Source organism: Rossellomorea sp. NRS-1567 (genome assembly GCF_050467885.1).
Lineage (GTDB): Bacteria > Bacillota > Bacilli > Bacillales > Bacillaceae_B > Rossellomorea > Rossellomorea aquimaris_C.
Genome location: NZ_JBITPL010000001.1, coordinates 133923 through 157927, shown reverse-complemented (window position 1 = coordinate 157927; position 24005 = coordinate 133923). Strand labels below are relative to the sequence as shown.

At 40.6% G+C, this 24005-nt stretch carries 25 protein-coding genes; 18 read left to right on the top strand and 7 right to left on the bottom strand.

The genetic code is table 11. The features are described from left to right. Positions 1 to 6: 6 nt before the first annotated feature. The 4 genes from ACIFOD_RS00815 (at position 7) to ACIFOD_RS00800 (ending at position 3693) form a co-directional block, all read left to right on the top strand. Complete coding sequence (locus ACIFOD_RS00815; protein WP_113970607.1) at positions 7 to 1149, top strand: acyl-CoA dehydrogenase; 1143 nt, start codon at positions 7 to 9, stop codon at positions 1147 to 1149. A gap of 228 nt (positions 1150 to 1377) precedes the next feature. Next, the gene (gene cccA, locus ACIFOD_RS00810; protein ID WP_148969708.1) at positions 1378 to 1752 is read left to right on the top strand and encodes a cytochrome c550; all 375 of its coding nucleotides are present in this window, start codon (positions 1378 to 1380) and stop codon (positions 1750 to 1752) included. 118 nt (positions 1753 to 1870) lie between these two features. Continuing rightward, a complete protein-coding gene (locus ACIFOD_RS00805) occupies positions 1871 to 2578 on the top strand; it encodes a tRNA (adenine(22)-N(1))-methyltransferase (protein ID WP_430313251.1) in 708 nt (235 codons plus the stop codon). After that, a complete protein-coding gene (locus tag ACIFOD_RS00800) occupies positions 2575 to 3693 on the top strand; it encodes a Nif3-like dinuclear metal center hexameric protein (protein ID WP_430313141.1) in 1119 nt (372 codons plus the stop codon). The genes ACIFOD_RS00805 and ACIFOD_RS00800 overlap by 4 nt, the downstream gene beginning before the upstream one ends. 41 nt (positions 3694 to 3734) lie before the next feature. Here the strand turns inward: ACIFOD_RS00800 and ACIFOD_RS00795 are convergent, their stop codons facing one another. Beyond that, entirely contained in the window at positions 3735 to 4691 is a 957-nt protein-coding gene (locus ACIFOD_RS00795; RefSeq protein ID WP_397552167.1) for a 4-hydroxy-3-methylbut-2-enyl diphosphate reductase, read from the bottom strand. A gap of 175 nt (positions 4692 to 4866) precedes the next feature. After that, a complete protein-coding gene (gene vrrA, locus ACIFOD_RS00790) occupies positions 4867 to 5583 on the bottom strand; it encodes a VrrA/YqfQ family protein (RefSeq protein WP_397552168.1) in 717 nt (238 codons plus the stop codon). A 307-nt stretch (positions 5584 to 5890) separates the two neighbouring features. On the opposite strand from vrrA, the gene ACIFOD_RS00785 reads away from it, so the two are divergent. Together ACIFOD_RS00785 and ACIFOD_RS00780 are read left to right on the top strand one after the other, a co-directional pair. Next, positions 5891 to 7198 (top strand): DEAD/DEAH box helicase, encoded by a 1308-nt coding sequence (locus ACIFOD_RS00785; RefSeq protein ID WP_113970602.1) that lies wholly within the window; start codon positions 5891 to 5893, stop codon positions 7196 to 7198. Between the two features lie 69 nt (positions 7199 to 7267). Next, positions 7268 to 8161 (top strand): deoxyribonuclease IV, encoded by an 894-nt coding sequence (locus ACIFOD_RS00780; RefSeq protein ID WP_430313140.1) that lies wholly within the window; start codon positions 7268 to 7270, stop codon positions 8159 to 8161. Between the two features lie 55 nt (positions 8162 to 8216). On the opposite strand, the gene ACIFOD_RS00775 is transcribed toward ACIFOD_RS00780, so the two are convergent. Beyond that, complete coding sequence (locus ACIFOD_RS00775; RefSeq protein ID WP_113970600.1) at positions 8217 to 8471, bottom strand: DUF2624 domain-containing protein; 255 nt, start codon at positions 8469 to 8471, stop codon at positions 8217 to 8219. A 90-nt stretch (positions 8472 to 8561) separates the two neighbouring features. On the opposite strand from ACIFOD_RS00775, the gene ACIFOD_RS00770 reads away from it, so the two are divergent. The 5 genes from ACIFOD_RS00770 to ACIFOD_RS00750 all read left to right on the top strand — a co-directional run bounded on the left by ACIFOD_RS00770 (position 8562) and on the right by ACIFOD_RS00750 (position 12141). Next, positions 8562 to 9443, top strand: a complete 882-nt coding sequence (locus ACIFOD_RS00770) for a YitT family protein (protein WP_113970599.1) — start codon at positions 8562 to 8564, stop codon at positions 9441 to 9443. A 151-nt stretch (positions 9444 to 9594) separates the two neighbouring features. After that, positions 9595 to 10371, top strand: a complete 777-nt coding sequence (locus ACIFOD_RS00765) for a metal ABC transporter ATP-binding protein (protein ID WP_430313139.1) — start codon at positions 9595 to 9597, stop codon at positions 10369 to 10371. Between the two features lie 18 nt (positions 10372 to 10389). Further along, on the top strand, positions 10390 to 11247 hold the full coding sequence (locus ACIFOD_RS00760) for a metal ABC transporter permease (protein ID WP_430313138.1): 858 nt from the start codon (positions 10390 to 10392) through the stop codon (positions 11245 to 11247). Between the two features lie 3 nt (positions 11248 to 11250). After that, positions 11251 to 11667 carry a Fur family transcriptional regulator gene (locus ACIFOD_RS00755; RefSeq protein WP_113970596.1) on the top strand — a complete coding sequence of 139 codons (417 nt, stop codon included), beginning with the start codon at positions 11251 to 11253 and terminating at the stop codon, positions 11665 to 11667. A 114-nt stretch (positions 11668 to 11781) separates the two neighbouring features. Next, entirely contained in the window at positions 11782 to 12141 is a 360-nt protein-coding gene (locus tag ACIFOD_RS00750) for a DUF1499 domain-containing protein (RefSeq protein WP_430313137.1), read from the top strand. 33 nt (positions 12142 to 12174) lie between these two features. Here the strand turns inward: ACIFOD_RS00750 and ACIFOD_RS00745 are convergent, their stop codons facing one another. Further along, positions 12175 to 12744 carry a hypothetical protein gene (locus tag ACIFOD_RS00745; RefSeq protein ID WP_397552174.1) on the bottom strand — a complete coding sequence of 190 codons (570 nt, stop codon included), beginning with the start codon at positions 12742 to 12744 and terminating at the stop codon, positions 12175 to 12177. 734 nt (positions 12745 to 13478) lie between these two features. Here ACIFOD_RS00745 and ACIFOD_RS00740 point away from each other — a divergent pair. Next, positions 13479 to 13859 (top strand): DUF4190 domain-containing protein, encoded by a 381-nt coding sequence (locus ACIFOD_RS00740; RefSeq protein WP_113970527.1) that lies wholly within the window; start codon positions 13479 to 13481, stop codon positions 13857 to 13859. An 88-nt stretch (positions 13860 to 13947) separates the two neighbouring features. Here the strand turns inward: ACIFOD_RS00740 and ispG are convergent, their stop codons facing one another. Both ispG and ACIFOD_RS00730 read right to left on the bottom strand, forming a co-directional pair. Beyond that, a complete protein-coding gene (gene ispG / locus ACIFOD_RS00735) occupies positions 13948 to 15051 on the bottom strand; it encodes a flavodoxin-dependent (E)-4-hydroxy-3-methylbut-2-enyl-diphosphate synthase (RefSeq protein ID WP_324748471.1) in 1104 nt (367 codons plus the stop codon). A gap of 123 nt (positions 15052 to 15174) precedes the next feature. Continuing rightward, positions 15175 to 15537, bottom strand: a complete 363-nt coding sequence (locus ACIFOD_RS00730; protein WP_430313136.1) for a hypothetical protein — start codon at positions 15535 to 15537, stop codon at positions 15175 to 15177. Between the two features lie 56 nt (positions 15538 to 15593). Between ACIFOD_RS00730 and ACIFOD_RS00725 the strand changes: the two genes are divergently transcribed. After that, complete coding sequence (locus tag ACIFOD_RS00725; RefSeq protein ID WP_430313135.1) at positions 15594 to 16790, top strand: MFS transporter; 1197 nt, start codon at positions 15594 to 15596, stop codon at positions 16788 to 16790. Between the two features lie 137 nt (positions 16791 to 16927). Further along, the gene (locus ACIFOD_RS00720) at positions 16928 to 18598 is read left to right on the top strand and encodes a methyl-accepting chemotaxis protein (protein ID WP_430313250.1); all 1671 of its coding nucleotides are present in this window, start codon (positions 16928 to 16930) and stop codon (positions 18596 to 18598) included. Between the two features lie 75 nt (positions 18599 to 18673). Here the strand turns inward: ACIFOD_RS00720 and ACIFOD_RS00715 are convergent, their stop codons facing one another. Then, positions 18674 to 19447 carry a DUF1189 domain-containing protein gene (locus ACIFOD_RS00715; protein ID WP_397552179.1) on the bottom strand — a complete coding sequence of 258 codons (774 nt, stop codon included), beginning with the start codon at positions 19445 to 19447 and terminating at the stop codon, positions 18674 to 18676. Between the two features lie 244 nt (positions 19448 to 19691). Between ACIFOD_RS00715 and ACIFOD_RS00710 the strand changes: the two genes are divergently transcribed. The 4 genes from ACIFOD_RS00710 (at position 19692) to ACIFOD_RS00695 (ending at position 23975) form a co-directional block, all read left to right on the top strand. Next, positions 19692 to 21320, top strand: coding sequence for a Na/Pi cotransporter family protein (locus ACIFOD_RS00710; protein WP_397552180.1), 1629 nt, complete (start codon positions 19692 to 19694; stop codon positions 21318 to 21320). Between the two features lie 72 nt (positions 21321 to 21392). Beyond that, positions 21393 to 21872 (top strand): DUF456 domain-containing protein, encoded by a 480-nt coding sequence (locus ACIFOD_RS00705; RefSeq protein ID WP_430313133.1) that lies wholly within the window; start codon positions 21393 to 21395, stop codon positions 21870 to 21872. Positions 21873 to 22046: 174 nt separating this feature from the next. Further along, complete coding sequence (locus ACIFOD_RS00700; RefSeq protein ID WP_044339644.1) at positions 22047 to 22655, top strand: superoxide dismutase; 609 nt, start codon at positions 22047 to 22049, stop codon at positions 22653 to 22655. 105 nt (positions 22656 to 22760) lie between these two features. Continuing rightward, a complete protein-coding gene (locus tag ACIFOD_RS00695; RefSeq protein ID WP_397552181.1) occupies positions 22761 to 23975 on the top strand; it encodes an MFS transporter in 1215 nt (404 codons plus the stop codon). The last annotated feature ends 30 nt before the right edge of the window (positions 23976 to 24005 follow it).

Genomic DNA, 24005 nt, shown 5'->3' with positions numbered 1-24005 from the left:
ATAAGAATGAATTTTGACTTAACACAAGAACAAACAATGATTAAAAAGACAATCAGGGAATTTGCTGAAGAAGAAGTGGCTCCTGGTGCATTGGACCGGGACCGCACAAAGGAATTTCCTAAAGAAATTTTCAAGAAGCTTTCTGATCTGGGGATGATGGGACTTCCGTTTCCCGAGGAATATGGGGGAGCAGGTGCCGATACGGTCAGTTTCGCAATCGTAACCGAAGAGCTTAGCCGGGCATGTGCTTCGACAGGTATTACTTACTCTGCGCATATTTCACTGGGAGGAGCACCCATTAACTTATTTGGTTCCCATGAACAAAAGCAGGAATACTTGACGCCAATCTGTACAGGGGAATCGTTTGGAGCTTTCGGCCTGACTGAACCCAATGCAGGTTCTGATGCAGGCGGCACCCAAACCACTGCAGAAGATAAAGGGGATAAATGGGTTATTAACGGTAATAAGTGCTATATTACCAATGCAAGCTATGCGAATCATCTCGCTTTAACAGCGATTACAGGTAGAAACAATGGGAACAAAGAAATTAGTGCGATTATCGTTCCGACTAAAGCAAAAGGATTTACGGTCATCGATAATTATGAAAAAATGGGTCTTCATTCATCAAACACGACTGAGTTGGTTCTTGAAGATGTAGAAGTGCCGAAGGAAAACCTGTTAGGTAAAGAAGGAGAAGGTTTCAAGCAGTTCCTTGTCACCCTGGACGGTGGAAGGATCGGAATCGGTGCCATGGCTGTCGGTGTGGCACAGGCTGCTTTTGATAAAGCACTGCAGTATTCCAAGGAAAGAAAGCAATTCGGGAAAACCTTATCACAGTTTCAAGTCACTCAATTTAAGCTTGCTGATATGGCAATGAAGATTGAACTGGCAAGGAATATGGTTCATAAGGCAGCATGGTTGAAAGATCAGGGAAGACCATTTTCGAAAGAAGCTTCGATGTGTAAGCTTTACGCCTCAGAAATCAGTATGGAAGTAGCTGATGAAGCCATTCAGATTCACGGTGGATACGGATACATGAAAGAATACCATGTGGAAAGATATCTACGGGATGCCAAACTCCTTGAAATCGGAGAAGGGACCTCAGAAGTCCAGAGAATGGTCATTTCAAGGCTTATAGGATGTCAATAAGGTGAAAACGCCATAACATCAATCAGGAGCTCTATTGGTCCTCTCCGGGGCAATAGGGCTCTCCTCCTTTAAATGAAAACTTACCTTATTTCACACGAAATGTGTCTAATTTGTGAGAAAGATGGAAAAGTTAATTGATAGTACTTTTACTTTGTCGTTTTTTACAGTAAAATATAAAGTGTTGAAAAGAGCACTATTTTGGATGTTGTACATAAAGGAGGTTAAATCATGAATCGTAATCCAATCATTCCATTCGTACTTATCATGGCTCTAGGAATTGGTCTTGTTTTCTTCTTATCTTTAGAAGGCCTTAACAACGCTGATGAAAAAGCAAAAGAAGAAGGTCACGGGGAAATGGAAGGTAAAGAAGGCGAACAGGCTTCAAGCGGAGAATTCGATCCGGAAGCTAAGTACAAAGAGTCTTGTGTATCTTGTCATGGTGGAAACTATGAAGGTGGCGCCGGTCCTGCTCTAAAGGGAACAAAGCTATCTAAAGACGAGATTAAAGAAACGATCAAAAACGGTAAAGGTATGATGCCGGCTGGTCTAGTAGAAGAAGGAAATCTGGATGCTATGGCAGACTGGATCAAGTCACTTAAATAATCAATGATTGAAAAAGGTTCTTTGTCTTTTGGGCAAAGGACTTTTTTTATCGGGAAAAGTTGGTTAGAATGATTATCGTACATGATTTACCCAATAAAAAATGATTATAGGTGAACGAATGAATATTCAACAATTATCAAAACGACTAGAAACAGTTGTGTCATACATACCCAAGCAAGCTAAAATCGCTGATATCGGTTCAGATCATGCATACCTACCGTGCTATGCCGTCAAAAAAGGGATTGCTTCCTTTGCAATCGCAGGAGAAGTAGTGAAAGGGCCATATCTTTCCGCCAAGAAACAAGTGGAAGATGCCCAATTAACTCAGGAGGTAGAGGTGAGATTTGGAAGTGGTTTGGAAGTGATCGCTCCAGGCGAAGTGGATTGTATTACGATCGCCGGAATGGGGGGCGCATTGATTGCTTCTATTTTAGAGGCAGGAAAAGAAAAGCTGACCAATCAGCGACTGATTCTTCAGCCGAATGTGAGTTCAAGGTCCATCCGAACGTGGCTCATGGACAATGAATGGGACTTAGTAGGGGAAGAAATTCTTGAAGAAGATGATAAGGTATATGAAATTTTAGTAGCGGAGAAAGGAAATCCGAGACGCCATTACTCAGGTGAGCTTGAAAAAGAGTTGCTGCTCGGTCCATTTTTGATAAAGGGGCGCAACGATGCATTTTTGAAAAAATGGAATCAGGAGCTTCATCAATGGAAGAATATATTGAATAACATGGAAAAAGCGGAAAAAACCGATGCGTTGGAAGAACGAAAACGGGAACTTATTCAAAAAATACAAATGGTGGAGGAGGTTCTTATCCCATGAAGACAGTAAACGGTCATGAGATCATTCAACTGTTTGAACAATTTTCACCAAAATATTTAGCAGAAGAAGGGGATCCGATTGGTCTTCAAATTGGTAAGCTGAACGAAAAGGTTGAGAATGTGATGATCACCCTGGATGTATTGGAGAATGTGGTGGATGAAGCCATTAAAAACAATGTGAAATTAATCATAGCCCACCACCCACCGCTCTTTCGTCCATTAAAGTCCCTGCAAACGGACACCTATCAGGGACGAATGATTGAGAAGTTAATCAAGCATGATATAGCCGTGTATGCGGCTCATACGAATCTTGATGTGGCGACGGGGGGAGTGAATGACCTTTTATCCGACATGCTGCAATTGCAGGATACGTCTGTACTCGTCCCTACTCACCATGAGGAGCTCCGTAAATTGGTCGTTTATGTGCCAAAAGAAAACGCAAAGGAACTTCGAACAGCCCTTGGGAATTCAGGAGCAGGGCACATCGGAAACTATTCTCATTGCAGCTTCTCGACTGAAGGAAAGGGAAGATTCCTCCCTGAGGAGGGAACGAACCCGCATATCGGGAAGCAAGGTTCCCTTGAGGAAGTAGCGGAAGAGAAGGTGGAAACGGTTTATCCTGTTTCTTTAGAGAAAAAAGTGTTGAAAGCGATGTTTACCCATCATCCTTATGAAGAAGTTGCCTATGATATCTATTCCCTTAAAAACGAATCGCCTGCTTTAGGCCTGGGTAGAATCGGACATTTACAGAATGAGATGAGTCTTAAGGAATTTGCTTTAGTTGTGAAAGAAACATTTGGTATGGACGGAATCAGAGTCATTGGTGATGGGGAAGCAAAAGTGAAGAAAGTGGCAGTGCTTGGCGGAGATGGAAATAAGTTTATCGGGAAAGCGAAAAGACAGGGAGCGGATGTATTCGTCTCAGGCGATATTTATTACCACACTGCCCACGACGCCATGATGATGGGGCTGAATGTCGTTGATGCAGGACATCACATCGAAAAAGTCATGAAGGATGGAGTGGCCAGTCATTTAGCGAAAAAATCCTCGGAAAAAGGGTATATCGTCAATATATTCGCGTCAAAAGCTGAAACCAACCCATTTACGTATATGTAAAGATGAAAGGCCCCTTAGAATTTCTAAGGGGCCTTTCATCTTTATTTTGTTCCCAATTTAGATTTTCGTACTTTAGGGAGAATTTTATTTATTGGAACATTTCGCTCTCTTGTCCAAGTGGATTCATCATTTGGGTTAAAAGCTTCAAGGAATTTAATGACTTCTTTTACGATTGGAGTAGGAGTGGATGCACCTGCTGTTACAGCAACGATGCCCGCATCTTTAATCCATTCTATATCCAATTCACTAATGTCGGAAATGCGATGTGCAGGAGTACCTGCGATATCCTTTGATACTTGAGCGAGCCGGTTGGAGTTATTACTCTTTGGATCTCCAACGACGATGAGAACATCTGCATCTCCAGCTTGTTCGGCAACTGCTTCTTGACGAACCTGGGTAGCCAGGCATATTTCTTTGTGCAGCTCAACGTGAGGATACATTTCCTTCACTTTATCCATCGTGTCCAATACATCCCACTGACTCATCGTCGTTTGATTGGTCACAATGATTTTTTCGTTTTCAATTGAAAGCTTTTCTACATCTTCTGCTGTTTCCACGAGATGTACGATCTCAGGTGCGACCCCGACAGCCCCTTCAGGCTCAGGATGTCCTTTTTTACCGATATAGATCACGTCATAGCCTTCCGCTTCTTTAGCTCGAATCAAATCATGGGTCTTCGTTACATCGGGACATGTTGCATCCAGTGTGACAAGTCCTTTTTGTTTGGCTATTTCTTTCACTTCGGGAGAGACTCCATGTGCCGTGAAAATAACCGTTCCTTCATTTACCTGTTCGATGATTTCTTTTCTGTTGCTGCCATCCAGGGTAATGATCCCGTCTTCTTCGAATGCGTCAGTCACATGCTTGTTGTGAACGATCATGCCTAAAATATAAATTGGACGAGGAAGCGATTTGTCTAATGCGGCGTTTCTTGCAATGACCATTGCATCTACAACACCGTAACAATAGCCTCTCGGGGTAATCTTTATAATTTCCATCTATGAATATCCTCCTACATGAGAAAAGGTTTTGTCTTCATTATAAAGGAGAACAGTCTTCCTGACAAAGAGAACGATAATAATATGAACCTTTCCCTATGGAAATGCCTTGTTAGTGGCCGCCAAATAAAAAAATCCCTAAACAGGTGATTCGGTACCTTTAGGGATCCTGGCTTTAAATATACAGTTTGGGTTTTGATCCTGATTTAGACTTTGATGGCGCCTGGCTCTCATCAAGATCACTATCCTCTGAACTTTCTACCGGTGGTTTCTTTCTCTTTTTTTTCTTTACGGTGGATTGGACTTCAGGGATGTCGATATCCGCATCTTTTTCTTCGCTATTCCCGTCGTCGGACGCATCATCGGCAGACATATCTTTGAATCCACGATATAACTTCCATAGTGCCGGGATATTTTTCACCATAGGTCCATATTGTTGGAACATCGGACCCAGCTGTTGAGCGGTCTGGAGCAGTTGCTGTGAATTGGATAAAAATGAATTCACATTGCCGGGGTTCAATAGGCTCTGGAGGATTCCGCCAGCTGCCTGGGGAGATCGTTCAAAGCCAGACGCGTTGGAAGATGAATCCCCTCTGGAAAATTGTTGTAATAATCCTCCGCCGGCATTCTGATCATCACCCTTTTTAAGAAGCTTAGACAATAAACCACCTTTACCTGGTCCCCGGTTTCTTCCTCTCTGATTCATTCCCATATTGAATCCCTGATTTTGACGTTGTCCTCCAAATTGAAACGGGGGTGGCTGCGTCTGCCCCAGTCCAAAGCTGTTTCTCCCAGGCTGCTGCATTCCGAATCCGTTGAATCCCCGCTGCTGTCTCATTCCGAAAGGATTTCGCATATCCTGGCCCTGATTCCTCATTCTTCTAGGCGGCATAATGACAGCCTCCTTTCATTCGAATAAATTCCTCGTCAGTATAGAGTATGCAATAGGTGGAAAAAGGGTATTCATACAGTATCATCTCAAATTAAATAAAGTATGAACTAGATGTTTTGCCAAAAAAATATTATAATGGTTAGATGTTCTTTAAATATGACGCTTGCTAACGTTAAGATAATATCACTCGCGATGATAAAGTGACCCGTAAATTTTATATATATCTATGGTGATGATGTGTACGAGAAGTCATCCATCCCGATGACAGCGTAAATAAAAGGATATTTTGATAAAAGGAGATGTAAGAATGAAAAAGAATTTATTTCTAAAATTCGGATTACAGTCTTTCATTAATGAAGCTGTAGAACAACTGGGTTTCTACGAACCAACAGAAATTCAAAAGAAAATGATCCCACTGATTTTAAAAGGGCAAAGTGCGATAGGTCAATCCCAGACAGGAACGGGAAAAACACATTCATATCTATTACCGATCATTGAGAAGGTGAATGCAGATTCTGAACAGGTTCAAGCAGTCATTACTGCTCCAACCCGTGAACTGGCACAACAGATTTATCAAGAAGTACTAAAGATCACGAAAGATAGCAACATTGTTTCCCGTTGCTACATTGGTGGAACGGACAAGCAGAGAACGATTGAGAAATTAAAACACCAGCCTCATATTGTGGTTGGTACTCCTGGCCGGATCAATGATTTAGTGAAAGATCAAGCCTTATTTGTTCATACTGCCAGTCTACTGGTGATTGATGAAGCGGATCTAATGCTTGATATGGGATTTATTGAAGACGTGGATCAGATTGCCGCGAAGATGCCTGAAAAATTACAAATGCTTGTATTCTCTGCGACGATTCCAGAGAAACTGAAGCCATTCTTGAAAAAGTATATGGAAAATCCACAATATGCACATGTCGAGCCCGAGCAACTATCGGCAAAGAATATCCAACATGTGATCGTCCCTCTTAAGAGTCGCGATAAAATTAACTTATTGTACAATATTTTAGTGGATATTAATCCATATTTAGGCATCGTTTTCACCAACACAAAACAAAAAGCAGATGAAGTGGCAGATGCTTTGATCGCTAAAGGATTAAAGGTTGGACGGATTCACGGAGACCTTTCCCCACGTGAGCGTAAGAAAATGATGAAGCAAACGAGAAACCTGGATTATCAGTACATCGTAGCGACTGATTTAGCAGCAAGAGGGATTGATATTGAAGGTGTAAGTCATATCATTAACTTCGAATTGCCACAAGATCTGGATTTCTATGTTCACCGTTCCGGCCGTACAGCGCGTGCCGGTAATAGCGGAATTGCCTATACCATTTATACACCTTCGGATGAAGATGCATTGAATCGTCTGGAGAAGCTCGGAATCAGCTTTGCTCATCACGACATTAAGAAAGGGGAATGGTCTGAGTTACCACCCCTGAACAAACGTAAGAACCGTCAAAAATCGAATGTTAATGAGATTGATGAAAAAGCGAAATCAATGGTTCGAAAACCGAAAACCGTTAAGCCTGGCTATAAAAAGAAAATGCAATACAAAATGGACCAAATTAAGAAACGTGAGAGAAGAATGAAAAACAGAAATAAATAAGTGTTTTAACGTGATTCATTTGTACACATTCGATACAATATAGAGAGATTTTCTTAGGAGTTGAGAAGAATGGTTAAGATTGGATCCCATGTTTCAATGAGTGGTAAAAAAATGCTATTAGCTTCCAGTGAGGAAGCCGTTTCCTATGGAGCTAATACATTTATGATTTATACAGGTGCACCTCAAAATACGAGAAGAAAAAAGGTCGAAGACTTAAATATTGAAGCGGGAATCGCTCACATGAAAGAAAATGGGATAGAGGATATCGTTGTTCATGCTCCCTATATCATTAACATCGGAAATACGACGAACCCTGCTACATTTGAATTAGGTGTCAATTTCCTCCGTTCTGAAATCGAGCGCACAGAAGCTCTGGGAGCGGGGCAGATTGTGCTTCACCCGGGTGCTCATGTGGGTGCAGGCGCAGATAAGGGGATTGAAAAGATCATTGAAGGTCTGAATGAAGTACTGACCAAAGACCATAAAGTGCAAATTGCATTGGAAACAATGGCAGGGAAGGGTTCAGAATGTGGAAGATCTTTTGAGGAATTAGCTCAAATCATCAATGGAGTTGAACTCAATGACCGCCTTTCTGTTTGCTTCGATACTTGTCACACCCATGATGCAGGATATGATATTGTGGAAGATTTCGATGGAGTCCTGGAAGAATTCGATAAGATCGTCGGGATTGACCGCTTAAAGGTTCTTCACATTAACGATAGTAAGAATGTACGTGGAGCAAGTAAAGACCGCCATGAAAATATAGGATTCGGACATATCGGATTCAAAACACTGAATTATATTGTGCATCATCCACAACTGCAAGAGGTCCCTAAGATTCTGGAAACGCCATATGTAGGGGAAGATAAGAAAAATAAAAAACCTCCTTACAAGTTCGAAATTGACATGCTTCAGAATCAAACATTCGATGAAGATGTATTAACGAAAATACTGAATCAATAAAAAAAGCAATAGAGGAGGTCATCTCTCATCAATAGGGACGCCTCCTCTTCTTTTACTATCTGATGAGCTGCAAAAAGAGTTGGTTGATTTCCTTCGCCTTGGCAGGTCCTATGATCCTGGCTAAGTCTTTCACCAATTTACTGCGCTTCTTGTCATCAAAAATATTGATGTTCTTTCCTTTAACACTAGCGACGATGCTTGTTGCCTGCTGGGACGTCAATGAAATGTTATATTGATTCGCGTACTTTAATAATTCATCATTTGTGATATTGTTGATTTTGTGATTAATCACGTTTTGTAATAGCTTCATGTTTATCACTCCTCAACAGATACATATGTAACTCCTGATCAGAAAGTGACATTTTTATAAGAAAATAAAGTGAAAGGAAAGGAATTGACGATGACTCAAAGAGTACATAAAAAAGAAAGTCCCCTTCATTTTATTTACCGATTGATCTTTATTACGATTGGAGCAGCCTTAGCTGCTATATCCATTGAGTTGTTCCTTGTTCCAAATAATATCATCGATGGTGGAATTATTGGTGTTTCGCTGATTTTGGATTATTTAGTTTCAGACACCATTCCATTTGTAAACTTTGCAACCCTGCTGGTTTTTTTAAACCTCCCTTTCATGTATTACGGGTATAAACATATCGGGAAGACCTTTGTCGTTTCTTCTCTGTTTGCCATTATAGCGCTGGCAGGTATTGAGAGCCTTTTACACCATATTGAACCGTTTGTAACAGAGAAAGTGTTAGCCACTGTTTTTGGAGGTTTGACCCTTGGGGTTGGGGTCGGCCTTGTGATACGTCATGGTGGATCTTTGGATGGAACTGAAATTCTTGGTATCCTTTTAACGAAGAAGCTTCCGTTTTCAGTCGGGGAGTTTGTTATGTTCATCAATATTTTCATTTTCGCCTGGGCAGCATTTGTCTTCGGGCTTGAAGAAGCGATGTATTCCGTTATGACCTACTATATAGCCTTTAAAACGATTGATACGGTCATTCAGGGAATGGATGAAACGAAGGCGGTTATCATTGTTTCTGACCATTACCTGGATGTATCCGACGCTATACTTAAAAGACTTGGCAGGGGAACAACCATGTTAAAGGGGCGTGGAGGTTACACAGATAATGATAAAGAGGTCATTTATGTCGTGGTCACGAGACTTGAAGTAACAAAATTGAAATCCATTGTTTCTGATGTAGACCCCAATGCATTCATTACGATTATGAGTACACAGGAAACAAAGGGTGCACGATTTAAGTCTGCCATTCATTAATGCAGCATTGGAGTAAAGGACTGCTCACTCAAATTGAGCAGTCCTTTTATTATGGTATCGGGGTATGAATATTTACAATTGTGCACCCATCATGTATACTACCCTATGTACTTTTAAATCGTAATGATTCTTATAAAGAGAGATGATTAAAATGGATACGACAAATCCTATTATTAAAATAGAAGATGTGAATTTCAGATATGAGCGGGAAAGAGTGCTCGAGGATATTAACCTAAGCATCCCCAGGGGGGCCTTCCTTGGGATCGTCGGACCTAACGGTTCAGGAAAATCGACCTTACTTAAGCTTGTTCTGGGCCTTTTACGAGTGAAACAAGGGAATATTGAGCTATTTGGGATCCCCCAGCATAAATTCAAACAATGGGATCGCATAGGGTTTGTTTCCCAGAAGGCCAATAGCTTCAATACAGGTTTTCCAGCCACGGTTTATGAGGTGGTGGCGAGCGGATTAGCGAAAAAAGCAGGTTTGTTCAAGAGGATTTCATCTAAATATAAACAAGATGTTCATGGAGCCATAGAATCGGTTGGGATGAGTCCATTCGCTAAACGTAATATTGGAGAATTATCAGGAGGACAACAGCAAAGGGTGTTCATTGCCCGTGCGCTCGTCAGCCAGCCTGATGTGTTGATTCTAGATGAGCCGACAGTTGGGGTGGACAGTCAAAACGTCCAAAACTTCTATGATATGTTAGAAACCTTAAATAAAGATTTAGGGATTACTCTCGTTCTTGTCACTCATGATATAGGATCGATTTCGAACAAAGTGACTCATGTCGCTTGTTTAAATAAACATTTACATTTCCATGGCAAAACAGAAGAGTTTGAGAAGCTAAAGGAAAATCAGCTTTCCTCTTTTTATGGTCATGATGTACATTTCTTAAATCATGAGCATGAACATCATCATTCATGATCGGTTGGAGGGAAGACAATGCTTCAAGCTATTTTTCAATATGAATTTCTACAAAATGCATTTCTGACGGGGATACTCATTGGAATCATCGCCCCCTTATTAGGAGCATTCATCGTTGTAAGGAGGCTCTCTTTAATTGCGGATGCCTTGAGTCACGTCACTCTGTCAGGTATTGCAGCGAGCCTGTATGTAAGTAAAACAATGCCTGCTTTTTCGGGATTGAATCCACTCTACTTTGGAATGGTATTCTCTGTCATGGGTTCCTTGTTCATTGAGCGTTTGCGTATGTTATATAAGCATTATCAGGAGCTTGCGATTCCGATCATCCTATCTGGCGGAATCGGGATAGGGGTCATCTTCATTTCTCTGGCAGACGGTTTTAATACAGATTTATTTAGTTATTTGTTTGGAAGTGTCAGCGCAGTCAGCAGAGGGGATTTGTATCTTATTGGGGGAATCAGCGTCCTTGTCATCGGCGTGATTATCTTGCTGTATAAGGAATTGTTTCTTTTATCCTTTGATGAAGATCATGCAAAGGCGTCAGGTATCCCCGCTAAGGCGATTCACTTTATCTTTATGGTCATGGTGGCTCTAGTGATTGCCGCTTCCATGCGCATCGTCGGGATCCTGCTGGTTTCGTCTCTTATGACATTACCGGTTGCTGCAAGTATCAGGATTGCCAATGGATTTAAGCAAACGATTGGGTTTTCACTGTTATTCGGTGAAGTTTCTGTTATTGTTGGATTGATCAGTGCGTTCTATTTGAATCTTGCACCAGGTGGTACGATTGTCATGACGGCTATTTTAATCCTTCTCATTACAATTGTGATGAAAAAAATAAGAACGTCGAGTCATTCTTCTAAAGTTGAGGTGTAGGAAATGAATGTAACGGAAGCAATGGACCTGTTAAAATCAAAAGGATATAAGCATACGGGAAAACGGGAGCAATTACTTGAACTTTTTTCCAGCTCGAATAAATATTTGACGGCCAGGGATGTATTAGAAAACATGAAGGCTGATTACCCTGGGCTCAGTTTTGATACAATTTACCGTAATTTGAGCTTGTTTGTTGAACTTGAGATCTTGGAAGAGACTGAACTCTCAGGCGAAAGACATTTTCGATTTACATGCGAAAGTCATCACCATCATCATCACTTCATTTGTATGGATTGTGGAAAAACGAAAGAAATTCACACATGTCCCATGGAAACATTAAAAGAAAATTTAACAGATACAGGGTATGATATATCCGGCCACAAATTTGAAATATATGGTAAATGTCCTCAATGTCAGTAGAGAGATCCTTTTCGGGTCTCTCTTTTTTCTTTTGCTGGAATGTCCAGAGTTTAAGTGAAGGTAAAAGAGGGAAAAAATGCAATTATAGAGAAGGAAAGGAGAGGAGATGCAGCCATGGAAACAGCCCCTTTTACGCACTGCCCAACGAATAAAAAAAACTGTGTGAGCACAATTGATCTCACATCATATCATCGAATAGCACCACTTCCCATCAGTGACAACACAGAAGATACGAAGATGAGAATCCGCAACACCCTAAGCAAGTTCGATCATGTAGAGATCAAAGAAGAAAAGTCACATTATGTACATGCGGTTTTCACATCAAAGTGGTTGAAATTCAAAGATGACCTGGAACTCTATATTGATGAAAGCACCAACCTTCTACATATCAAGTCAGGTTCACGTCTCGGATATTATGATTTTAAAGTGAATCGGAAACGGGTGGAGCAATTTAAAAATTTATTCAATAAATAATGGAAAAAGCCTCTTACGATTAGAGGCTTTTTCCTATGATTCATTTTGAAGCCAGGTTTGAACCCAGGAGTTCGCTTCCTGCCAGTCGTTTACGCGAATGACTCCATCAGGGATCGGTTTTTGATTGTATGGTGTGTTAAATAATAGAACGGGAATCGATAGTTCTTCAGAAATCGCTACAGCATTATCATGTTTATCTTCAAAGAAAATATCGACACCATGTTTTTTTGCTGTTGAAATTTTGTCATGTGAGCCAATTAATTCGATGTGATGATACATCAAATCTTGTGAATTAAACCATTCTTTCGTTAATTGGATGAGATCGGATCTTCTTGCACTTATAAAATAAAGCTCATGTATTTCTTTCCATTGATCCAATATTTTCTTCGCGCCGGGAGCAAGGGGAGATTCTTTGTAAATGGTTGGTTCTGCTTCCTTAAACCATTTCCCGAAAGTTTGAGGTGAAATATTCAGAACTTCTGTCAGTTCATATTGGGTGATGTCTTGTAAGGTTAAATTCAACTTAAAATAATCATTTATGTGAGGCAGTAAAGATTCAGGTGACGTAACTGTCCCATCAATATCTATTCCAAAACGTTTCATTCTTTATCATGCTCCTCTTTATAAAAACTCCTTCAAGTTTATCACATTTCTGACCAGTAGATAAACGATGTTTTCAATAGACTCTTTTCGTAAAGATTGTTGTCTTTTAACATAGTATCTGATTTGGCTCTGTCCATTAGTGTGTGCTGGATGGTGAGGGGAACTGCTTCGCTTGCAGCTAGCGTGTGGCCAAGCCTCCTCAGCTTCGCTTCCGGGGTCTCGGCACGCCCGTACTTCCGCAGGAGTCTGCGCAGTTCCCCTCACCATCTTTAACAGGATTTTCATGACAGAGCTTCAAGTTGTGTAAGAAAACAATGTAACAAGAAAAAATATTTCTTTTCCTTAAAAGGAAGATCAATCTCTACTTACCTTAAATGAGATTGTTTGCTAAAAAGCTTGTTTTAATTGTTTTCGATTAAGGATTCATGCTCAGAAAGTTGATTGGAGCGGAAGGATGATCGACTCCTGCGGGAATAGCTGGACAGGTGAGACCCCGGAGGCGCAGCTGAGGAGGCTCACCGCCAGCCCCGCGGAAAGCGAGCATCCTGGAGCGGAAATCAACTACTACTTTCTTTCTTAAGATAGCAACAAACTTTGGGAAAAGCAGCCTTTCAAAAGCAATGGTTTGAAAAGTGAAAGTAAGCTAACAAAAATGACAAACATTAGCATAGTAAATATAGTGAAGTGACACACAATAAGAAGGCTCCCAAACACAGAAAGTGAGGGATTGCTGTATGAATGATGAACGACGCGAATTAAACAGCGTTGATCGAAATCTACAAGATATCGACGTGTATTACGACAATCCGGAAACAGATGTGAGTAAAGAATACCGTGAAGAAACAGCAGCGGAAATTGCTGCTCCAATGAGTGTAAGCCGCGACTTTGAAGAGGATACCGCCCGAGATACGACAACATCAGGTCGTGTATTGGGATACTCTGCACTTGCTCTATCCATTCTTTCCTTATTTATTCTCCCGGTAATCATGGGAGCTGCGGGAATTGTTCTTGGATTTGTGGCAAGAAGAAGAGGAGCAGAAATGCTCGGTGCCTGGGCAATCGGAATTGGGGCCGTATCAATAATTATTGGATTATTTGTACTGCCGTTCTTTTAAAAATAACACTTTTTCTTGAAATTGGGAGCGTTTCAAGAATGAAAAAAAGAGGGCTGATCGAGATCAGTCCTCTTTACTTTACATGCATTTAAACTTCTTGTTCATTCTTTTCTGCTTCTTGCTGTGCAAAATATTCTTCTGCAATCTTGTCGATTTCTTTCTTTAATTCCTCAACCATCGTCTCTTCAGGAACTTTCCGGACAGTCTTTCCTTTTCGGAATAATAGTCCTTCACCACGAGCACCGGCGATACCTATATCGGCTTCTCTGGCTTCACCTGGTCCATTTACTGCACATCCCAGGACAGCCACTTTGATTGGTGCTTTAATGGTGGAGATGTATTCTTCCACTTCATTCGCTATTGAAATTAAGTCGATTTCGATACGGCCGCATGTCGGACACGAAATTAAGGTAGCAGCATTTGAAGCTAATCCAAACGACTTTAATAGTTCTCTGGCTACTTTCACTTCTTCAACAGGGTCAGCACTTAAGGAAATGCGCAGTGTATTACCAATGCCAAGACTCAGAATTGCCCCCAGACCTGCTGCACTCTTTACAGTTCCTGCAAACAATGTACCCGATTCAGTGATTCCAAGGTGAAGAGGGTAATCAAATGCTTTAGCCGCTTTCGTGTATGCTTCAATGGCCAAGTTCACATCAGATGCCTTCATGGAAACGATTATGTCATGAAAATCGAGATCTTCCAGAATCTTGATGTGATGAAGGGCACTTTCTACCATACCGTCAGCCGTTGGGTATCCATACTTTTCAAGGATTTTTCTTTCCAAGCTTCCGGCATTTACCCCGATTCGAATTGGAATCCCTTTTTCTTTCGCTGCTTTGACAACGGCCTCCACTTTTTCACGGCGACCGATATTTCCTGGATTGATCCGAATTTTATCGGCTCCGCCTTCAATGGCTTTTAAGGCTAGTTTATAGTCAAAATGTATATCGACAACAAGTGGAATATTGATCTGTTTCTTAATATCAGCTATCGCGTCTGCAGCACGTTCATCTGGACAAGCTACGCGGACAACCTGACAACCTGCTTCTTCGAGACGGTGAATCTCTTTAACCGTTGCTTCAACATCATGTGTCTTTGTAGTGGTCATACTCTGGATAACAAGTTCATTGTTACCGCCAATAGTTAAATCTCCGACTTTGACCGGACGTGTTTTTGAACGATGTATAATTTCACTCAAGTGTAATTCGCTCCTTTAGAAAGGTTCTCAAAGTTTCATTATAAGTAATACGAAGCTATTGTAACAGTGTTTTGTGTGAAATGACAAGAAATAGGTGTATTTTGAATGCTTGGATTATTGATAATTTGGGATTTTGTAGGTTTTCCCGATTTGGATCTTTGCAGGCGGCACATCATTTAATTCTTCGAAATCGGTAATCACACGTTCGATGGGAACAGGTATAGAACCATCAAGAAGATCTTCTACAAGACTTAAGACTGTATCACCGGGCTTGATCTCCATTTCCACATAAGGTATGGATGAGGGATCTTCCTCAGGAGTTTCCTGGGACGCGGTTGGAGATGCCTGATTAACCTGAGGCTGGGCTGTTGCGACAGTGGATTCCTTATAAAGCAGCCTTAAGGTTCCCTCATTTAAATCATAATAGACACTATAAAGAAGAATGATAATACCAAAGAAAATAGCCATTCTTTTCATATATACTTTCCTCCCGGTATTTTAGAATGAATCTGATTATGAAGGGGTTACGAATCATGACGAAAAAGACGAATAAGCTTCTCCAACTGGTAATCGGATTACTGCCCATACTAATGGTACTGGGAAATTCTATGCTTATTCCCATTCTCCCGAGTATTGAAGCGGATCTACATTTGAATAGCAGTTGGTCCGGTTTTATCTTAAGCTCATTCACCATACCTGCAGCAGTGGTGATTCCGTTTGTGGGAATGTTGTCTGATCGCTTTGGTCGTAAACGATTAATCATTGTTTCTCTATGGATCATGATTCTGGGAAGTGTCCTATGTGTTGTGAGCGGAGAAGTAAATGAAACTGTTAAACTCTTCATGATTGGCCGAGGTTTACAAGGTGTGGGGGCCGCTGGAACGACACCACTGGCCATGGCCTTGATCGGTGACATCTTTCAGGGACAGGAACGCTCAAGGATGTTAGGCTCGCTAGAAGTGTTTAATGGGATAGGCAAGGTCGTCGCACCCCTTACTGGTGCCACACTGGCTATCCTTGTCCATTGGAATCATGCATTTTGGGTGTTTCCTGTATTGTGCTTGGTGATTTTAATAGGTCTCAGAAAAACGATTGAAACAAAAGAAGATGATCACAAGGCTGATAAAAAGAACCTGTACTCCATCCTTATTTCAAAGGGACGTTTATTATTTCCACTTTATGCGATTGGAGGGATAGGCTTATTTTTATTATTCGGCATTCTCTTCTTCCTTTCCTACCATATTGAAAATACTTTTCATATTGACGGCTTTTTCAAAGGATTTACATTTATCTTTCCACTTGGAGCGATGACCATTAGCTCTTACTGGTGTGGGAGGAGGTTAAAGACGGATGAGGAACTGGGATGGACGTATATGAAATGTGGGTTGTTAATGATGTCGGTCCCATTAGGCTTTCTGATCTTTTTTTCATCGCTTGGTTCTCTTATGTTCTTTATAACGGTAAGCTTTGGTGGATTAGGCTTGATGCTGCCAGTCATCAATACCTTTATTACGGGGAGTGTATCGGAGCATGAAAGGGGACTCATTGTCAGTATTTATGGTGCTGTGAGGTTCGGAGGAGTTGCACTCGGACCTATTGCATACAGCTTATGGAAAGAGAATGTGATGGAAATGTATATGATTACATTTGCTTTTTCTCTACTAAGCATGATTCTCTTTCTGTCGATAGCCAAACGAAGGGAGGGGGTCTTTCGTCCTAAAATTCAATAAACCTTTACTCCAGCTTTACATTTCCTTCATCTTTCTTTGAGAAAATGAAATATGGAATGATTAGGGAAGGGTGTATAATTTTGTCGAAAATACTAAAGTTCAAACGAGAATGGCTTTGGAGGATTAATAAGGTGAAAATGAACGTTCCTTTTACCAAGTTATCATTAAAGAATCGATTATTGATTGTCATTTTACTCCTGGTTGCCATTACAGGCTCAGCGATTGGGGGGATATCCTATATAAAGTCCAAACAGGCAACGATCCATTTAATGGAACAGCGATTGGACCGTGAAGTGACATCGATGAGTGATATAGCACAAAGCATGATGCTCCTTTATGTTGGGAAACAGGAACAGTTTGAAAAAAAACTGGACGATGTGATTATGAAGCAGGATTCTGCACTCATCCAAGATAATATAGAAGCACAATTCTTTTTTGTCAAAGATTCGAAAGCAGTCCCTTTTTCAGTAAGTCAACGTTCTGAATTACAATTTGAGAAACCCCTTATTGATCGAATTGAAAATCTTGAAAAAGGGACCATTCAAACCACCATCAAGGGTGAGGCCTATACGTTAGCATTTCATTCGATTCAGGAGCTGCAAGGTGAATACGTGATTGTTGTTCCTCAGGAAGAGTATATGCAGGACATTCGATCAATGGCTGCTTATACAATGGTTATGATTGGTCTAAGCGTAGGGGTTGCCTTTATCATTATCCTATTATTGGTGAACCGGTTAACCTCCCCAATCGCAAAATTGCGAGAGTCGATGAAAAAAATAAGAGATGGGGATCTTTCAGCAAACGTCCCCGTGGAAACGACGCTGCCCGAAATTGTTTCCCTTCAAAAAAGTTTTGATTCGATGGTATTGAAAATGAAAGACTTAATACATAATATTCATCAAACAACAGACAGTTTATCTTCTACAGGGACAAAGCTTCAATCCTCTTCATCTGAACTATTGAAAGAAAATGAGTATATGGTAGAAACTGTGAGAATGGTGAAAGAGGGGGCAGAACAGACGGCGGGTACTTCTGAAGTAAGTGTCAACCACTTCCAAGAAATGAATATCACTGTAAAATCCATATTTATGAAAATGAATTCCGTCTTCCAGAAAACAAAGGATATGAACGAATCAGCGGGTGACGGGGAGTACAAGGTTGATAAAATGGTAGTGGGGTTGAACAGGGTATCCGGCGACTTCAAGCATATGAATAAGATCATTCAAGATGTCCATGATCAATCATCCTCCATCGTCTCTGTTATCTCATTGATTAATCAAATTGCTGAACAAACGAAACTGCTTGCCCTCAATGCCACGATTGAAGCCGCACGGGCGGGTGAATCCGGTCGTGGATTTGCGGTTGTCGCCAATGAAGTAAAAAAACTTGCAGATCAATCATCAGATGCTACGAAGAATATTAGGGAAACCATTCATACTATGGAGTCAATCACGTTGAATGCTTCCAGGCAATTCGATCAATTTTTCAAAGAATTTCAGTACTACGTATCAGAAGCTACTGAGACACGAGAATCGTTTGATCTGTTGAAAAATGAAATAGATGGTGTCAGCAGGGATCTGCAAAATATGAAGGCGGATTTGGGCTACTTAGAAATATCTCTTCCAAAGGTGGAATCATCAACAGAGGCATTTTCTTCCGTGTCACAAGAAACGTTAGCGGGAACGGAGCAAATGCTTGCTGCCTTTAAAGAGCAACACGAAAAGGTAAGGAATACCCATGAAGTAGGAGAAAAGCTATTGAATGCTTCTAACCAACTAAAGGAATTAAGCAGGCAATTCAAGTTATAGGGATGAAGCCGAATGGTCCTTATAAAAATGGTGTAAAAGGGAAATCCCTGTCTCCGGGTGAGACAGGGATTCTTATTATGCCCGGATCCTCTTTTGAGGAATCTCTTTCACGACTAAGTAAAGAATGACGGTGATTACAAACCAATCCAATATCGGGGCTGCAGGAATATAGGTTTGCAGCATTTCCATTAGGGTAAAAAATAAGGTGGAAACCGTCGCGGAATAGGCGGTCATCCGAAAGCTTTGCCGGTAGTTAACATTTCGTTTAAGAACATTGGCAAACGTAACACCGATTATGGCGAAGAGGGTGATCTTCAAGAACGTCATTCCGGAAGTGAATAAGTAAAGAAAGAATAACGCTACGGGAAGGAGAATCCATTTCATATCTATTAACGAATCCAATAGTTCGATTAAGCCATCCTTTGTAAGAGCCGTATCTCCAAATAAACTATAGGAAGAAGATTGAACATTTCCTTGATTGATGACTACGAAACTCTTTTCCAAAAAGGCTATCGTATCATCGTTTGCGTCAAGTTTTTCTTCCTTGAGTTCGCCTGTACTGTCAAAGATGATAGTGATGCCTTCCTTTTCTAATGTAATCGGTTCTGCTTGATCGGAAGATAACGAACCATTTTCGATTGTAAAGGGTGGAAATTCAGATTCCACTGATTCTCTTACATTGTCAATGGCACTGGTTGCAAACGATATAAACTGTAAAGCCACTGGTAAAATAGAAATTAGTGCCAGTAAGAATATGTAACGGATCGTCTTGCCGATTCCCTGAAAGCGGAATGTTGCAATGTCTTTTGGGGAATAGATACTTTTATACAATTGTTGAAATACATTCATTTAAACTTTTCTCCTTTCGTGCATACCCTTTCTATTTTATGCTTGTCTTTCTTCTTCATCAAGTATGGAGAATATGAACAATCTGTAATAATTATATTTTGTAACATAATTGTAATAAAAGACGAGTTTTATTAACCTATTGTAAATTTGGAGTAAAAAGTATTTACCTTTGCTCAATTATATATTAAAAATGATATGGGGTTTTTGTTGTTTAATGTCGAAAATTTAAGTAGGGGTTGAAAAAATGGAATTAAATTGGCAAGAGATGTTGTTTCAGTTCTTTGGAGGACTAGGGATTTTCCTCTTCGGGATAAAGTATATGGGGGACGGACTTCAAAAGTCTGCCGGTGAACGATTGAAAGAAATTCTTGATAAGTTCACGACCAACCCATTCATGGGTGTGCTTGCAGGTATCTTTGTAACGGTTTTGATTCAATCCAGCAGTGGTACGACGGTTATCGTGGTCGGGCTGGTAAGTGCAGGCTTCATGACGCTCAGACAAGCAATCGGTGTTATCATGGGTGCGAATATCGGTACAACGGTAACAGCGTTTATCATCGGGATCGATATCGGTGAATACGCATTACCAATCATTGCAGTGGGAACAATTATGTTATTCTTCTTTAAGAATAAAAAAGTACACAATTTTGGCCAGATGATTTTTGGTTTCGGTGCATTATTCTATGGATTGGAATTAATGGGTGGAGGAATGAAGCCTCTGCGTTCACTTGAAGCCTTTCATGACCTAACTGTAAGCATGAGTACAAACCCAATTCTTGGAGTAGTGATTGGAACTCTATTTACTGTAATTGTACAAAGTTCATCTGCAACTATCGGTATCTTACAAGAGCTATACAGTTCAGATTTAGTGGACATCCAGGCAGCACTTCCTATTTTATTTGGGGATAATATTGGAACGACCATTACGGCAGTTCTGGCAGCTTTGGGTGCTTCAGTTGCTGCAAGACGAGCTGCAGCAGTCCATGTACTCTTTAATCTGATTGGCTCAACAATCTTTTTAATCATATTGCCATTTTTCACTAAGTTTGTTCTGTTTTTACAATCTTCATTTAACCTGAATGAACCGATGACAATCGCTTTTGCTCACGGCTCATTTAATATAACGAATACGATTATCCAGTTCCCTTTCATCGCTCTATTAGCAGTGATCGTAACGAAATTGATCCCTGGACAGGATTCACTTGTTGATTATAACTCTAAACATCTAGATCCAATGTTTATTGAACAATCACCTTCTATCGCTTTAGGACAAGCTAAGGAAGAAGTCCTTCGCATGGGTAAATTCGCTGTTAAGGGATTAGAAGAAACCAATGAATTCTTAAAGTCAAAGAGCTCTAAGAATGCTGAAGCAGCTTATCAAATTGAAGGAGCCATTAACAATCTTGATAAGAAAATCACAAATTATTTGGTAGATTTATCTTCAGCTTCATTATCTGAAAATGAATCAGAAAGACACTCTATATTGATGGATACCGTTCGCGACATCGAACGTGTAGGAGATCACTTTGAGAATATCGTTGAACTGATTGAATACCAACAAACCAACAAGGTTAAGATTACAGATGATGCAATGAACGACCTTGAAGTAATGTTTAGTCTAACAATTGAAACAGTGGAAAAAGCCTTGAAATCTTTAGACTTGAACGATACTGATATCGCAAGGGAAGTAGCTGAAAAAGAAGATCAGATCGATAAAATGGAAAGAAAGCTTCGCAAACAGCATATTCTGCGTATGAACGAAGGAAAATGTTCGGGACAAGCAGGAATCGTGTTTGTTGATATCGTCAGTAACCTAGAACGTATCGGTGATCATGCAGTCAATATTGCCGAAGCGGTTTTAGAAGTAGAGTAATACAAGTGCTGACCCATTTGATATTTGTCAAATGGGTCAGTTTTTTTTATACTGAATGAGAGGTGTTAAAAGATGGAAATTTTTTATTGGGGTATTATCATCGTATTAATGATTTTAGCCTTTGTGGGATTAATCTATCCGATCTTGCCGAGTGTCCTATTTCTGATTGGAAGCTTTATTTTATACGGCGTGTTTTTCAGTTTTGAACCCTTTAGCTGGTTATTCTGGAGTGTGCAGGTCCTGTTTGTGATTCTTCTTTTCGGTGCTGATTACATGGCGAACCTCATAGGGGTAAAGAAATTTGGTGGTACAAAAGCGGGAATATGGGGAAGTACGATCGGTTTGCTTGTCGGACCTTTCGTCATTCCTGTCATCGGGATTCTGATTGGCCCGTTTTTGGGTGCGATCATCGGTGAATGGGTCGTGCATAGATCCAATCTAAAGACCGCCGTAAAAGTAGGTGTTGGATCCGTCGTTGGATTCATCTCCAGTGTCGTGACAAAAGGAATCATCCAGATTGTCATGGCTGTATATTTCTTTTTTGTTATTTGAAGGGGAAATATATTCTTATGACTAGTAATGAAAATATAGGGAATTTTATTCTTGTATGAGAAAAGTGAGAAATAGAAGGCAAAATATTTGAACAGATATAGTAGTTTTGGTAATCTTATACTGAAACGGCCTGAATTCATTGTTCAGGAAACTATACATAGGGAGGAATTTATAATGGCTTACGAATTACCGCAATTACCTTACGCATATGATGCATTAGAACCTCATATCGACAAGGACACAATGAACATTCACCACACGAAACACCATAATGCATATGTTACGAAAGTAAATGATGCACTTCAAGGTCACGATGATTTACTAAGCAAATCCATTGAAGATCTTGTTTCTAACTTAGACGCTGTTCCTGAAGGTGCTCGTACTGCAGTACGCAACAATGGTGGCGGCCACGCTAACCACTCTCTATTCTGGACAGTATTATCCCCGAATGGTGGAGGCGCTCCATCTGGAGAGTTGGCAGATGCTATTTCTTCCAAGTTCGGAAGCTTCGATTCATTCAAAGAAGAGTTCGCTAACGCTGCTGCTACTCGCTTTGGCTCAGGTTGGGCTTGGCTTGTGGTAAACAACGGTGAATTAGAAGTAACAAGCACACCAAACCAGGATAGCCCTCTAATGGAAGGCAAAACACCAGTTTTAGGTCTTGATGTTTGGGAGCATGCTTACTACCTGAATTATCAAAACCGTCGCCCTGATTACATCGGTGCGTTCTGGAACGTTGTAAACTGGGATGAAGTAGCTAAGCGTTATTCAGCTGCTAAATAATTTTACTTGTAGAGGAGAGAGGTTCTTTTAAGAACCTCTCTTTTTTTTGTATAACTTTCCTCCCTTTTTCAAAAGATAGGGGTACGTTAAAGGGGAGTTTTTCAAATGAGTAGATATAAAAAGTTATTAGGCGATATTGATTTAACGAAAGATCTTACTCTGTTGCTGTTGATCGGTGGATTATATTCATTGAGTATTGCGCTCTCAAACACATTCGTAAACATCTACTTGTGGAAGCAGTCAGGTGAATTCATTGACTTAGGTATCTATAATTTAACCGTGGTGATCTTTCAGCCAATAACGTTTATATTAGCTGGAAGATTGGCAAAGAAAGTAGACCGGGTGATTGTGTTACGCTTCGGGGTTATTTTTTTGGCTCTATTTTACATATCTGTATTGGCGTTCGGGGAGTCGGCTGAAAATTTTCTGGTTGTATTGGGGGCGTTGCTCGGGATAGGTTATGGCTTCTACTGGTTAGCGTTTAATGTGCTGACCTTTGAAATCACGGAACCTGAAACGAGAGATTTCTTCAATGGTTTCCTCGGTACGTTAACGTCAGCTGGAGGAATGATCGGACCGATCCTCGCAGGTTTCATCATTTCCAGGTTTACTTCATTTAAAGGATATACCATTGTGTTCGGTCTATCTCTCCTGCTATTTGCTATCGCCGTCCTTATGAGCTTCTTTCTTAAAAGGCGACCTGCCTCCGGAAGATATCTATTCCTCAGAATTCTGGAAGAAAGGAAAAACAATGATAATTGGCGGCACATTACGAACGCCCACTTCTTCCAGGGATTGAGGGAAGGAACGTTTATCTTCATTATTTCTGTGTTTGTGTTCATCAGCACGGGAAGTGAGTTTGCCATTGGTACATTCGGACTCATTAACTCAGGGATCGCATTCGTTGGCTATTACATTGCATCCAGGGTGATTAAAAAAAAGTTTCGGAAAAAGGCCATTTTATTAGGTGGAATCCTTCTGTACCTGGCAATATTCTTGATTGTTTTTGATGTCACTTACACGAAGTTATTGCTCTATGCCGGGGTGATCGCCATTGCGTACCCCATACTCCTGGTACCCTATATTTCCATGACATATGATGTGATCGGAACGGGCTGGAACGCCGCTGAAATGAGAATTGAGTATATTGTCGTGAGGGAAATTTTCTTGAATCTGGGAAGGATTGTATCAGTCACAGCCTTTATAGTTGCCGTCACATTTTTCAATCACGAAGAGAGTATCCCCATCCTTTTACTAATGCTTGGAGCGGGTCATACCCTCATTTATTTCTTCGTGCGAAAAGTGGACTTGCCCATATAGGATATTAAAGCAAAGAGAGGCAAAGATTTC

Excerpts from the sequence above, each read along its gene's own strand:
- ACIFOD_RS00815 (WP_113970607.1), top strand. The coding sequence starts at position 7 with ATGAATTTTGACTTAACACAAGAACAAACAATGATTAAAAAGACAATC.
- cccA (WP_148969708.1), top strand. The coding sequence starts at position 1,378 with ATGAATCGTAATCCAATCATTCCATTCGTACTTATCATGGCTCTAGGA.
- ACIFOD_RS00805 (WP_430313251.1), top strand. The coding sequence starts at position 1,871 with ATGAATATTCAACAATTATCAAAACGACTAGAAACAGTTGTGTCATAC.
- ACIFOD_RS00800 (WP_430313141.1), top strand. The coding sequence starts at position 2,575 with ATGAAGACAGTAAACGGTCATGAGATCATTCAACTGTTTGAACAATTT.
- ACIFOD_RS00795 (WP_397552167.1), bottom strand. The coding sequence starts at position 4,691 with ATGGAAATTATAAAGATTACCCCGAGAGGCTATTGTTACGGTGTTGTA.
- vrrA (WP_397552168.1), bottom strand. The coding sequence starts at position 5,583 with ATGCCGCCTAGAAGAATGAGGAATCAGGGCCAGGATATGCGAAATCCT.
- ACIFOD_RS00785 (WP_113970602.1), top strand. The coding sequence starts at position 5,891 with ATGAAAAAGAATTTATTTCTAAAATTCGGATTACAGTCTTTCATTAAT.
- ACIFOD_RS00780 (WP_430313140.1), top strand. The coding sequence starts at position 7,268 with ATGGTTAAGATTGGATCCCATGTTTCAATGAGTGGTAAAAAAATGCTA.
- ACIFOD_RS00775 (WP_113970600.1), bottom strand. The coding sequence starts at position 8,471 with ATGAAGCTATTACAAAACGTGATTAATCACAAAATCAACAATATCACA.
- ACIFOD_RS00770 (WP_113970599.1), top strand. The coding sequence starts at position 8,562 with ATGACTCAAAGAGTACATAAAAAAGAAAGTCCCCTTCATTTTATTTAC.
- ACIFOD_RS00765 (WP_430313139.1), top strand. The coding sequence starts at position 9,595 with ATGGATACGACAAATCCTATTATTAAAATAGAAGATGTGAATTTCAGA.
- ACIFOD_RS00760 (WP_430313138.1), top strand. The coding sequence starts at position 10,390 with ATGCTTCAAGCTATTTTTCAATATGAATTTCTACAAAATGCATTTCTG.
- ACIFOD_RS00755 (WP_113970596.1), top strand. The coding sequence starts at position 11,251 with ATGAATGTAACGGAAGCAATGGACCTGTTAAAATCAAAAGGATATAAG.
- ACIFOD_RS00750 (WP_430313137.1), top strand. The coding sequence starts at position 11,782 with ATGGAAACAGCCCCTTTTACGCACTGCCCAACGAATAAAAAAAACTGT.
- ACIFOD_RS00745 (WP_397552174.1), bottom strand. The coding sequence starts at position 12,744 with ATGAAACGTTTTGGAATAGATATTGATGGGACAGTTACGTCACCTGAA.
- ACIFOD_RS00740 (WP_113970527.1), top strand. The coding sequence starts at position 13,479 with ATGAATGATGAACGACGCGAATTAAACAGCGTTGATCGAAATCTACAA.
- ACIFOD_RS00730 (WP_430313136.1), bottom strand. The coding sequence starts at position 15,537 with ATGAAAAGAATGGCTATTTTCTTTGGTATTATCATTCTTCTTTATAGT.
- ACIFOD_RS00725 (WP_430313135.1), top strand. The coding sequence starts at position 15,594 with ATGACGAAAAAGACGAATAAGCTTCTCCAACTGGTAATCGGATTACTG.
- ACIFOD_RS00720 (WP_430313250.1), top strand. The coding sequence starts at position 16,928 with ATGAACGTTCCTTTTACCAAGTTATCATTAAAGAATCGATTATTGATT.
- ACIFOD_RS00715 (WP_397552179.1), bottom strand. The coding sequence starts at position 19,447 with ATGAATGTATTTCAACAATTGTATAAAAGTATCTATTCCCCAAAAGAC.
- ACIFOD_RS00710 (WP_397552180.1), top strand. The coding sequence starts at position 19,692 with ATGGAATTAAATTGGCAAGAGATGTTGTTTCAGTTCTTTGGAGGACTA.
- ACIFOD_RS00705 (WP_430313133.1), top strand. The coding sequence starts at position 21,393 with ATGGAAATTTTTTATTGGGGTATTATCATCGTATTAATGATTTTAGCC.
- ACIFOD_RS00700 (WP_044339644.1), top strand. The coding sequence starts at position 22,047 with ATGGCTTACGAATTACCGCAATTACCTTACGCATATGATGCATTAGAA.
- ACIFOD_RS00695 (WP_397552181.1), top strand. The coding sequence starts at position 22,761 with ATGAGTAGATATAAAAAGTTATTAGGCGATATTGATTTAACGAAAGAT.